Annotated in this window: 13 protein-coding genes; 1 reads left to right on the top strand and 12 read right to left on the bottom strand. The window is 33.9% G+C overall.

Going from position 1 to position 11,865, the window contains the following annotated elements:
* Window positions 1–501 precede the first annotated feature (501 nt).
* The 4 genes from ASC72_RS03590 to ASC72_RS03575 form a co-directional block, all read right to left on the bottom strand.
* A complete protein-coding gene (locus ASC72_RS03590) occupies window positions 502–960 on the bottom strand; it encodes a DUF1456 family protein (protein WP_056186790.1) in 459 nt (152 codons plus the stop codon).
* A gap of 178 nt (window positions 961–1,138) precedes the next feature.
* A complete protein-coding gene (locus tag ASC72_RS03585) occupies window positions 1,139–2,167 on the bottom strand; it encodes an aminotransferase class I/II-fold pyridoxal phosphate-dependent enzyme (protein WP_056186786.1) in 1,029 nt (342 codons plus the stop codon).
* A gap of 5 nt (window positions 2,168–2,172) precedes the next feature.
* Window positions 2,173–3,183, bottom strand: coding sequence for a dipeptide epimerase (locus ASC72_RS03580; RefSeq protein WP_056186939.1), 1,011 nt, complete (start codon window positions 3,181–3,183; stop codon window positions 2,173–2,175).
* Window positions 3,184–3,211: 28 nt separating this feature from the next.
* A complete protein-coding gene (locus ASC72_RS03575; RefSeq protein ID WP_056186783.1) occupies window positions 3,212–4,015 on the bottom strand; it encodes an alpha/beta hydrolase in 804 nt (267 codons plus the stop codon).
* Between the two features lie 55 nt (window positions 4,016–4,070).
* Here ASC72_RS03575 and ASC72_RS03570 point away from each other — a divergent pair, with 55 nt between their 5' ends.
* Window positions 4,071–4,472: a hypothetical protein gene (locus ASC72_RS03570; RefSeq protein WP_056186936.1), complete on the top strand. Its 402-nt coding sequence runs from the start codon at window positions 4,071–4,073 to the stop codon at window positions 4,470–4,472.
* On the opposite strand, the gene uvrB is transcribed toward ASC72_RS03570, so the two are convergent.
* From uvrB to ASC72_RS03530, 8 genes are all read right to left on the bottom strand, one after another.
* Entirely contained in the window at window positions 4,469–6,460 is a 1,992-nt protein-coding gene (gene uvrB, locus ASC72_RS03565) for an excinuclease ABC subunit UvrB (RefSeq protein WP_056186780.1), read from the bottom strand. The genes ASC72_RS03570 and uvrB overlap by 4 nt on opposite strands.
* A gap of 104 nt (window positions 6,461–6,564) precedes the next feature.
* Window positions 6,565–7,509 carry an alpha/beta fold hydrolase gene (locus tag ASC72_RS03560; protein ID WP_056186777.1) on the bottom strand — a complete coding sequence of 315 codons (945 nt, stop codon included), beginning with the start codon at window positions 7,507–7,509 and terminating at the stop codon, window positions 6,565–6,567.
* Window positions 7,510–7,793: 284 nt separating this feature from the next.
* Window positions 7,794–8,744, bottom strand: a complete 951-nt coding sequence (gene rlmF, locus ASC72_RS03555) for a 23S rRNA (adenine(1618)-N(6))-methyltransferase RlmF (RefSeq protein WP_056186774.1) — start codon at window positions 8,742–8,744, stop codon at window positions 7,794–7,796.
* 314 nt (window positions 8,745–9,058) lie between these two features.
* Window positions 9,059–9,418 (bottom strand): VOC family protein, encoded by a 360-nt coding sequence (locus tag ASC72_RS03550; protein ID WP_056186771.1) that lies wholly within the window; start codon window positions 9,416–9,418, stop codon window positions 9,059–9,061.
* Window positions 9,419–9,595: 177 nt separating this feature from the next.
* Complete coding sequence (locus ASC72_RS03545) at window positions 9,596–10,000, bottom strand: hypothetical protein (RefSeq protein WP_056186768.1); 405 nt, start codon at window positions 9,998–10,000, stop codon at window positions 9,596–9,598.
* 139 nt (window positions 10,001–10,139) lie between these two features.
* Window positions 10,140–10,802, bottom strand: coding sequence for a thiamine diphosphokinase (locus ASC72_RS03540; RefSeq protein ID WP_056186764.1), 663 nt, complete (start codon window positions 10,800–10,802; stop codon window positions 10,140–10,142).
* Between the two features lie 120 nt (window positions 10,803–10,922).
* Window positions 10,923–11,363: a DinB family protein gene (locus ASC72_RS03535; protein ID WP_056186761.1), complete on the bottom strand. Its 441-nt coding sequence runs from the start codon at window positions 11,361–11,363 to the stop codon at window positions 10,923–10,925.
* 11 nt (window positions 11,364–11,374) lie between these two features.
* The gene (locus ASC72_RS03530) at window positions 11,375–11,857 is read right to left on the bottom strand and encodes a GyrI-like domain-containing protein (RefSeq protein WP_056186757.1); all 483 of its coding nucleotides are present in this window, start codon (window positions 11,855–11,857) and stop codon (window positions 11,375–11,377) included.
* Window positions 11,858–11,865: the final 8 nt, after the last annotated feature.

The following is an 11,865-nucleotide window of genomic DNA, read 5'->3' as shown; positions in this document are numbered from 1 at the left end:
TTGAATCTCATATATAATCAGCTGTTAATCACTGATTAAATATACAAAATTGACCAGAAAAAAACAAACTCAAAAAAAATAGCTGCCTCAGTTTTGAGACAGCTACATTTTTTTTGCTTTCTAATTAACCGCAAGGTACGCAAGGCTTTTTATCTATAGGGTTCAATATAAACGCATCCCGAAGCCTCGGGACGCAAAGCTATCTGCAAAAAGATTGGCGAACATAGCCCGCGGTTTCAACCGCAGGGACGTCAAGATATTTATTTTACAATATACGTTGGATTCCCGTGGTTGAAATTGGGAGCTATATTTGAGAATTAGATTTGTAATTATGATCTTTTTTAAAACGCAAAAGAATTCCCACGGTTAAAACCGCGGGCTATATTTGAAAATTTGGGATCTTTTTTAAAACACAAAGTTCGCAAAGCTATATCCAATTATAGCTTTGCGAACTTTGCGTAAATCTTAGTGCCCTTTGCGGTTAAACTTTAGAGCTATTAATTATTTTTTATTCTTACCGTTTTTATAAACTACTTTCTCAACAACTTGTACTTTTGGAGCAGCAGTTTTTTTCTTGAAAGGTTTTTTAGCTGCAGGACCCGTTTTAGAAGGTGCTTTATCGCCTCTTCCTTTTTCAGCATCTTTAGCACTTGCTTTAAATTCAGGTCTTTCTTTTGTACTTTCTTTCTTCGGAATTTCTGCTTTATGTTTGGCTAAAACATCATTCGGGTTTTTAGGATTTTCTTTGGTTCCTCTTAAGTGAATTACTAATCCGTTTAAGAAGTTGCGCAAAACCTGGTCACCACATTCCATATAATTTTCATGATCTTCAGCTCTGAAAAAAGCCCCTAATTCTGATTTTGTAATTCTAAAATCTACTAATTCTAAAATCTCAACTATTTGATCATCACGGAGCATCAAAGCCACGCGAAGTTTTTTTAGGATATCGTTGTTTGTCATCGTTTAATTTTTTACAAAGGTACGTTTTAAAAGCAATTAGAAGGCAATTTTGGGTTTAGAATTAAAGGCAAAGGTTGTCGATATTTTCGCGCAAAGACGCAAAGGCGCAAAGTAAAAGAATCCAACCTTGGCGTCTTTGCGTCTTTGCGCGAGATTGACACACCATTAAATTTACCTATTAAGTGTTTTTACTGCTTAATATAGTTATTAATTTATCTAAATCTTCTTTTGTGTGATTGGCTGTAACTACAACCCGATTCAGATTATCTGCGTTTTGTTTGTATTTAAAACTGGCGATTATAATCTTATTTGCTTGTAATACATTAATAATATTTTTGTCTTTCAGATAGATTAAAGGGTAGTTTTTATCAAATTTGATAGAATCCTCTTTGATTATTTTGTGGTCAATATAACTTAGATTCTCAACTAATTTTTGATGTTGTTTAGGATAAATTTCTGAAGCATCAGCTAACGTCTGGACAAACGCAGGATTCATTCCGGCTGCAGAACCATAAATTTCTGATTTTTTTATTTGATTGATAAATGTAGTATCACTTGCAATTACACCACCAGTTAAACCAAAAGCTTTCCCCAGAGAAGAAACCATAATTTTTCTCTTAATCGGAAGATTGATATCGGAATAAATTCCACAGCCATTTTTACCTAAAATCCCAAGAGAATGTGATTCGTCAATAAGCAACGTAACTTCTTTGTGTTTTGGAATTTCTCTCAGAATATTTAAATCAATTGGATTGGTTTCAAAAGAAGGAACTGCATCCATTAGGATTGTGATTTTTTCTTCTTTTTCATCCAATAATCTGGAATTTATTTTGCCATCTATAAAAACGGGTAAACTGTTATTGGTTTGAATCGCTGTGTGAATATCATCAAAATGAAAAAAAGTGTCAGTCTGTTTTTTCAATTCATCGATTGCCAATTTTCCGGCCAGCATTCCGGAAGAAACGGTAACTACAGCGGCTGCTTTAATATAGTTTGCTAAAAAAGTTTCGCCGTTTTCATAAGCTGTAACTTTTATATTTGCATTTCTGGAGCTTCCGTATGTTGTTCCCCATTTCAGAATATTTTTTACAACCAATTCCTGAAAAGCCTTATTTGTTGGTAATCCCAAATAAGCTGTTCCGCCAAAATACAAATACTGTTCCTGGTTGATTTCGATAATTCGATCTGGAAATTGATTGACATTCATTTTTGTTAGATTAAAGCGACCCCGGTTCCGTTAAGTTCAGAATAGGAGACAACGCCATTTTTTATAGTAACTCCTGTTGCGATATCTTCTGCCAAAAGCAAAGCACCATCCATATCAACATAATCCAATTGTGGCAGTAAATGCGCAATAGCAGAAATTCCAACAGTAGATTCTGTCATACAGCCCACCATTGTTTTTAAACCTAACTTTTTGGCTTCTTCGATCATTCTTTTGCCAGGCGTTAAACCACCGCATTTTACCAATTTTACATTTACACCGTGAAAATGGTTGAAACATTTCGCCACATCTTCTTCAATAATACAGCTTTCATCAGCAATTATTGGTAGGACAGAATGTTTGAAAACTTCTTTGTGCGCTTCCCAGTTATCTGCTTTCATGGGTTGTTCCAGAAATTCAACACCTAGTTTTTTTAATTCAACAGCGTTATTAATTGTTTCTTCAGCGCCCCAACCGCAATTAGCATCAATTCTAAAAATAGCATCGGTATGTTTTCGAAGCTCTTTTATAATTGCGATATCTTCCTTGGTTCCCAGCTTAATTTTATAAATAGGCCAGGGAAGTTCCTGCATTTTTGAAACCATTTTTTCTATAGAAGCAATTCCAATAGTATAATCCGTAAGCGGATTTTTCTCAGTTGTATAATTCCATAATTCGTAAAGCTTTTTGCCTTTTTTTTTGGCATATAAATCATTATAAGCCAAATCTAAAGCACATAAAGCAAACATATCATGTTTTAAAAATGGATAAATTTTCGCCCAAAACACTTCAGGAGTTTCATTTTCTGACGTTTCAATGACAGTTCTGATTTTTTCCAAATCTTCCATCATCACCGGAACTGTGGTTTTGTAATACGGATTTGAAGTAGCTTCCCCAAAACCTGAATGGCCATCACTTTTTAATTCAACAATTAAAGAATGCTGAAAATCAATTGATTCCCTTGAAATGGTAAAAGTATGTTTGAGTTTTAAATTGTATTCTCTTAAAATTAGTTCCATAAATAAAAGTAAGTTTTTATTTTTTAGTTTAATAACCAAGCCAAAGAATTGCATCTACAAAACCATCACGCCAAAGTTTTTCGTTATGTTCTCCGCCTTTTACAATTTTATCTTTGGTGAGATGAAGACAATAACAACGATTTCGATCCAAAAGTGTTTCCATCTTTTTCATATCTTTCACCATGTCATCACTTTCCTTGTCGCCACATAAAAAGTAAATTTTGGTTTTGTTTTTAGGTGCTTTTTCGGCTAAAGTAAAAATTTCATTTGAAAACCAGAAGGATGGCGAAAAAACGGTCGCTTTTCCAAAAACTTCTGGATATTTCAGAATGGCATAATAGGACACCAAGCCGCCAAGAGAACTTCCCATTATCGTTGTGTTTTTGGCCTTGGTTTTGGTTCTGTAGTTTTTATCAATGTACGGTTTTAGTGTTTTTACTATAAAATCAAGATAGTTATCGGCATTTCCACCGCCGTATTTTTCGTTTTTATAAGGCGTTAATTCGTCTATACGTTTGTCATTTCCGTGCTCGATTCCCACTACAATTAACGGTGCTTTTAAGCTGTCAAGTTTTTCATCGACATTCCATTCGCCAACAAAAGAGGTTTTGGCATCAAATAAATTTTGGGCATCGTGCATATATATGACGTTGTATTTTTTTTTGGCTGAAGCCGAATAACCTTCAGGCAAATAAATCCAGATTTTCTTGATGGTTTTGAGTTGAGGTGCTTCAATCGTAAAAGTCGAAACGTTTTTTGAAGCTGTACTTTGCTGTGCATTTCCGATAGTGATCATCCACAGAAAAATAAAAAAGAATATTCCTCGAATCATTAGTAATTTTGTGTTTAAATTTGAAAGCAATATTTTAGCTAAAAATAATAAATTGATGAATACAGAAGCAGAAAAGAGAAGTTTACTTTTAGAAATGATAACTTTTTCTACCGTTGATGGAAAGTTGCACAAAAGAGAGTATGATTTTTTGTGGCTAGTCGCCAAGGAATTAAATATTGATTTTGATGTTTTTAATGATTTGTTTCATCAGGAACATACAAAGCAAATTATAAAATCAGAATTTCAGCGTATCCAACAATTTTACAGACTGGCTTTGATTATGCATTGTGATGGAATTTTGCATGAAAAAGAAGCAACAGGAATACAACAAATCGCCATTGAAATGGGATTGAATCCGGGTGCTGTAAAAAGAGTTTTAGATTTGATGAAAAAAGCACCAAACGCTATGGTCGATCCTAAAGTTTTACTGAAAGTTTTTCAGGAACAACACAATTAAGCTAATTGTTCTTGTAGTTTTTTAATATCATCACGCAGTTTGGCAGCTTGTAAAAAGTCTAAATCTTTGGCTGCTTTTTCCATTGATTTTCGTTTCTCACGAATCATTTTTTCTAATTCCGATTTTGATAAATAGGCTGTTTCCGGTTCTGCAGCAACAGACAAAGTATGTCCTAATTCATATTCCACCAACGGATTTTTCGTAAATGCACTCTCAATTTTTTTGTTTAATGCCTGGGGAATTATATTGTTTTCTACATTAAAATTAATCTGTTTGGTTCGGCGGTAATTGGTTTCATCAATCGTTTTTTGCATACTGCCTGTCATTTTATCAGCATATAGAATCGCTTTTCCGTTCAGATTTCTTGCCGCACGACCGATGGTTTGCGTTAAAGATTTGTGGTTACGTAAAAAACCTTCCTTATCGGCATCTAAAATTGCCACAAGCGAAACTTCAGGTAAATCCAAACCTTCACGCAATAAATTTACCCCAATTAAAACATCAAAAATACCTTTACGCAAATCCTGCATGATTTCGATACGTTCCAGCGTATCCACTTCAGAGTGAATGTAGCGACAACGAATATTGACTTTAGTTAAATATTTGGCTAATTCTTCCGCCATTCTTTTGGTCAAAGTGGTTACAAGAACTCTTTCGTCTAATTCACAACGAACCTGAATTTCTTCGATCAAATCATCAATCTGATTTAAACTCGGTCTTACTTCGATAACCGGATCTAATAAGCCTGTCGGACGAATAATCTGTTCCACATATATTCCATCTGACTTTTGCAACTCATAATCTGCCGGGGTTGCAGATACGTAAATAACCTGATTTTGCAAAGCTTCAAATTCTTCAAATTTCAAAGGTCTATTGTCCATTGCGGCCGGTAAACGGAAACCGTATTCGACCAGATTTTCTTTACGACTGCGGTCACCTCCGTACATAGCATGAACTTGCGAAACTGTTACGTGACTTTCATCAACAATCATTAAAAAATCACTCGGGAAATAATCTAATAAACAGAAAGGTCTCGTGCCGGCTTGTCGTCCGTCGAGATAACGCGAATAATTTTCAATTCCGGAGCAATAGCCTAATTCACGAATCATTTCTAAATCGAAATTGGTTCGTTCTTCCAAACGTTTTGCTTCGAGATGTTTTCCTATGTCTTTAAAATAATCAACCTGTTTGACTAAATCCTGTTGGATTTCCCAAATAGCGCCTTGTAATACTTCAGGAGAAGTCACAAACATATTAGCGGGGTAAATAGTCAGTCTTTTGAATTTTTCAATAACTTGTGAAGTCTTGGCATCAAAAGATTCTATTTCTTCTATTTCATCTCCAAAGAAGTGAATTCTAAAGGCGTCATCGGCGTAACTTGGGTACACTTCAACTGTATCGCCTTTAATTCGGAATGTTCCCGGATTAAAATCGGCCTCTGTTCTGGCATATAAACTCTGAACTAAACTATGTAATAATTTAGTTCTTGAAATGACCTGATCTCTTGAAATTTCAATTACGTTTTTCTTAAATTCGACTGGATTTCCAATACCATACAGACAAGAAACTGAAGCGACAACTAATATATCGCGTCTTCCTGAAAGCAGGGAAGAGGTAGTGCTTAAACGCATTTTTTCAAGCTCTTCATTAATAGATAAATCTTTTTCAATGAAAACGCCAGTTACAGGCATAAAAGCTTCCGGTTGATAATAATCATAGTACGAAACGAAATACTCGACCGCATTATTCGGGAAAAACTGTTTGAATTCCGAATACAATTGCGCTGCCAGAGTTTTGTTATGTGCCAAAACTAAAGTTGGTCTTTGAACTTCCTCAATTACATTGGCAACGGTAAATGTTTTACCGGAACCTGTAACACCTAATAAAGTTTGATATTTTTCGCCATCACGAATTCCTTGTGCTAGCTTTTCAATCGCTTGTGGCTGATCGCCTTTCGGACTATATTCTGAGGATACCTGGAAATTCATTTTTAAGTGCTGAAAGATTAAGTTTTGTAAAGATACAAAGTTTGAAACCGATAAAAAAGATAAAAAGTGAGCTTAGAATTGTTATGTTTTGAATATGAAATTGATTAATTTAAAAAATTAACTACGGCCTCATTCACAATTTTTGACTGATCAATGGTTAAGAAATGGCCTGCATCTGTGATCATTTTCGTTTTATTATTTGGAAGATATTTCTGTGCCCTTTCTAAACTATCTTCAGAGTTAATGACATCGTGATCACCAATTAAAACCAAAACCGGATTGGAGATTGCCTTTAATTCGTCATCAGAAAAGGGCGTCATTTTTAGCATGCTTGAATTTGATTTAGCATATTTGTTTGCCAAATAAAATTGTCTTTTATAAACCGGACTAATTTTTTCGGGATGCGTTGAGAATGTCTTAAGCGTTTTACTAAATTTCTTTTCACTTGGGAAAAGTTTTAACATCAACGCTGAGGATGTTTTTCTAACTTTATCAATAAATTTAAAGGTTTGAGCCGGGCTTAGTAAAACTATTTTATCAATATTGTTTTCTTTTTGAGTCGCCAATAAAGTTGCAATCCAACCACCGCGGGAAGCCCCAACGATATCAAATTTCTTTAATTTATAATGACTGAAAATTTCATTGTACCAAATTACAATTTCATCGCGTGAAAGTGGTTTTGCAGTTAAAGTTGATTTGTTAGGTTCCATCAAAAAATCGATGGCATAAATGCGATGATTTTGGGCTAATGCCTTAATATTTGGATACCACATTGTTGAGCTGGCATCCATTCCGTGAAGTAGCACTAAAGCTTTTGCATTTTTAGGACCAGCCATAATGACGTGTGCAGTTCCTAAAGTGGTTTGCACGTTTTCTTCGGTAAAAGGAATATCCCAAAGTTTTAATGCTTTGTCGTATGAAGTTATGTAAGCTTGTTTTTCTGTTTTGGTCTCAAAAACGTAATCTTCAAATTTTACATTTTTAGTAGAAGCACAGCTCGTGATTAACAGAAATAATACTATTCTAAGGAATATTTTAGGCGTAGTCATGAAGGGTTAGATTTAGCTTAAAGGTACTCTGAATTATATATAGAAAGTATCAGAATTTTATTTTAAAGTATCAGAATTACAATTTTTTAGGATTTCTGCTTGTATGCCTAATTCTTAAGATTTGTATTTGTTTTAAGGTAATTTTATTTTAATGCTGACAAAAAAGAGTCGTCATCAATTTTTTCGATTTCTGCAATTACAATATTTCTAAGTTCAAGCGTATTCATAATGTTATAATTTACCCGAAGTTACAAAAACAAAGATTAAAATTTGATTTATGATTCTTAAATTTTCCAGGATTTTTGTTGCGCTTCACTCAAAAAAGTCCATGCTATAATTCGGCTTGTTTTTTGACCCTGAGCCATATCAATTGTTTTGATAGAAGCTGCATTTACTTTGTTTAATGTTTTGTAAATGCTGGAAAGATTTTCTCTTTTAGACACCAAAGTCGTAAACCATTGACATTGCATAGCATATTTGGCACTTTCATAAATCATTTGAGTTACAAAACCAATTTCTCCGCCATCACACCATAACTCTGCATTATGACCTCCAAAGTTTAAAACAGGGTTTGTTTTTTTCTTTTCCTTCGGATTTAAGTTAGATACTTTACGAACCGTACTTTGATTGGCATCTTCAGCAGAAGCATGAAAAGGAGGATTACACATTGTGAAAGTAAAAAGATCTTCGGGCGTGATGATATTTTTGAAAATAAATCTGGATTCAGTTTGTTGTTGAAGACTGATAGCGTCAATCAATTTTGGATTTTCTTCAATGATTTTTGCACAGTTTTCAATTGCTTTAAGGTCAATATCAGTTCCAACAAAACTCCAATCGTAAATTGCATTTCCTAATATCGGATAGATACAATTGGCACCCGTTCCGATATCTAATCCCAAAACAGCTGAACCTGTTGGAATAATTCCGTTGTTACTTTCTGCCAGTAAATCAGCTAAATAATGAATGTAATCAGTTCTTCCGGGAATTGGCGGGCAAAGATAATTTTTAGGAATATCCCAGTTTTGAATGTCATAATACGTTTGTAGTAAAGCTTTGTTAAGTGCTTTTACGGCATCAGGATTACTAAAATCAATGGTTTCAATTCCGTGAACATTTATCGCAACATACTTTTTGAGTTCAGGACAATTCGTAATAAGAAGTTCGAAATCATAACGGGAACGGTGAAGATTTCGAGGATGTAAATTGGTTTTTTCCGAATTGTCTGCTGCTTTCATTTTGTAAATTTGGTGCAAAGATAGTCATTCCTTTTTTAGAAAAGATTTTATGGAAAGTCGCGTGGATAATTGTTGTGAAGCGTTGGGAGTAAAAATCCTTTTGTAAAGATTTTTATTCAGATTTGCCACTCGAGCGATAGCGAACAGGCGAAGCAAATCAAGCCAAATACAAAAACAACTTCCCATTACGCCAATTACCCAAATCTGTTGTAGCTGATATGGGAGGTGTTCATTTATTGCTCAAATGTTTCTATTCGTCGTCCGCCCACTAACGCAAAACCCGTGTTAGCGTCTCATTGTATTGTCAAGCCATTTTAAATTATATAATGTCCAACTTCTATCATTATTTTGTCATAGGTGAAGTAGAACCCAAAACTATCTCTTATTTTTCTTGGTTCTTGTCCAACTACAACGCCACCGTTTTTTAGTTTCTCATAAGTTTTTATTACAGCGTTTGTGTCAGCCAACATAAAGCCTAAGTGAAAAGCTTCAGGGTAATTCACTTGTCCGTCTTTATTTCCCATTATAACAAGAGTAAAGTCGTCAGTACCTTTTAAAACTGCAACAATGTTGTCTCCTTTTATGTCGGTGCATTTAAAATTGAAATATGTTTCAAAAATATTTATTGCGTCTGCAACATTTGAAACAACTAAGTTGATGTGATTAAGCTTCATTGTTTTTTGTCTATTTGATTGTTATTGTACTTGTCTGTTGTAATGAATGCTAAACGTTCCAGTACGACATCGGGTTTGGGACTAAATTAAGCCCATTCTTCGGATTTGCCAAATCATCGCAAATACAAAACCAACTTTCCTTTAATTAATTTTCGAAATTCATTGTAGTAGCTGTTATCATTCGTTTTTATTCTCACTAATATATTCGGATTCCACAGAGATGTTTTTTTTGCCCTGTTTTTTGATTTTCAATTTCAGGGTATATTTTCCACTTTTAATATTATTATCACCAATATGATCAACTGGAAGACAAATCTGATGAGCCCAAAAATTATGACAAAAAAAACGCTTTTTATAAACGGTTAAATCATAACAGTTATCTTTCCATAAACCATCAACTGCTTTGATTTCACTAAAACTTTTAGACTCAATGTTTTTGAATTCTATTAAGTTACCTTTAAAGCCGATTTTTATTTTCTCAATCTTGAATTTACTATCATTATAAATTCTCAGTTCAACTTTTTCGTCTTTAGTTGTACTGCTTAAAACAAATAATAAAAGAAGTATTAGAAGGTTTTTCATATTTCATTTCTTCGCTATTAGCTGAAAATAACTATCAACTTGTCTCGTTACAAAGTAGTAAACCCAAAATTAATTAAATTTTCGCGGTTCAATAGCTGATTGTTGTATAAACAATCTTTTTAATACTCAGGAAGTCAATTTAATCAATACACTCCATCAGCAACAAATCGCCATTTTGATGCGTAATCGTTACAATTCCATCTTGTGCTACTGAGTTGCTGCTTCCGGTTCTGTAGCCCATGGTAAGCGTATCATTTTGCAATTGATAATCTAAATTGGTAGAATAAATGCCATTTACAACCCCAATTGGAATCAAAGAAATAGGAGTTTTTGCCGTATACCATTTTTCGAATTTATTGGGCAATAAAAATATTTTGGAATGATCATCGAGAATTACAATTTTAAGCAAATTGCGATAACGAACAATATTGGTAAGATTTGTAATGGTATGATCGGCGCGTTTTCCTGTGGCCCAAACGACATTTACGGCTGGAATTTTTCTGTCAATTAAATAATCGAACGCTTTTTCGAGATCCGTTTTGTTTTGATCTGGTGTGTGTACAATTTCAATTGGATATTGTGACGTTTTATAGATTTCAGGATCGAAACCATTATCGAAATCCCCCAAAAGCACATCGACTTTTATATCTAATTCAATGACTCTTTCGATGGCAGAATCCAGGACAACAACAAGTGGGGACCATTCAAGTAGTTGTCCTAATAATTCAGGATTACAGGCGGCTCCGTTTGCAATAATTAAAGCGGGTTCCTGATCGTCGCGAACTATATGGTGTGATGACATGCTATTTTTTTTGAAAATTTATTGTAAAGGTACGGGTAGTATTTTAGATTTTAGAGTTCAGATTTTGGATTTTTTTAGTGTTTTATTTTCAATCTAAAATCTAAAATCTGCAATCTAAAATTATATTAGCCTTCTGTGATAATTAATTTGCCCTAAATGATAGGCTAAATGCGTTGAAAGATGCACTAAAAAGAATTCGGTTGTCATTTCTTTTTCGAAAACGATTTGCGGATAAATAGATTTTAAATCGGCTTCAGTCAAAGAATCTAGAGTAGTATTTACAACTAAAATAGTTTCTTCAATTTTGCTAATTAATTCTGATCTCGGTACATCTTTTAAAGAGAATTCTAAAGGACGATTTCGTACATAACCTGTCTTTCCAAGTTCAGCACCAATATATGTATTTAGGTTTCCAATTAAATGCAAACAAAGATTTCCGGCCGAATTTGAAATGTTTTTGTCAATTGTCCAGATTTGACTTTCGTTTTGATACGATTCGATTTCAACTTTTAATTTGTTGAGATCCCGATTAAAAAGTGATTTTAGAGTTTCTGTTAGCATGTTTTTTTGTTTTACGGTCTGTTTTTTATCGGAATCCAGATTTCTTCTTCAGAATCAGGATCATCTTTTTTATATCTTTCATCCATAACGGCAAAATGGGGTCTGTCGTCTACTGTATATTCAGAATTTGGCAACCATTCTGTAAAAATCGTATGATAGGTTTTATAACCCTCAGTTGCTGGTCCTACGTGTATAAAAACTGCATATATTCCTGTTGGTATTATTAAAGACTCCATTTCAGACGGAATTGTATCTAAATCTTTTACTTCGACAGCAGCCCATTTCTGGAATGTTCTGTCAGCATCAAAATTATCGAAATATCCTTGAGGGAAAACTTCAAGCGAATATAAATTAGAATCGACTGCATTTTTTATTTCCTTTTGTCGTGGCATAAAACTGTTCCATAATTGAAAGGTTTTATTTTCCATAAACGACATGGTAGTATGTTTGCCTATTAATTTTTTTTCGGTTAAAATTTTAATTTGGGCTTCCATTTTTAATA

The sequence above is a fragment of the Flavobacterium sp. Root420 genome, assembly GCF_001427905.1.
GTDB lineage: Bacteria > Bacteroidota > Bacteroidia > Flavobacteriales > Flavobacteriaceae > Flavobacterium.
This window is presented reverse-complemented; position numbering and strand designations above follow the sequence as displayed.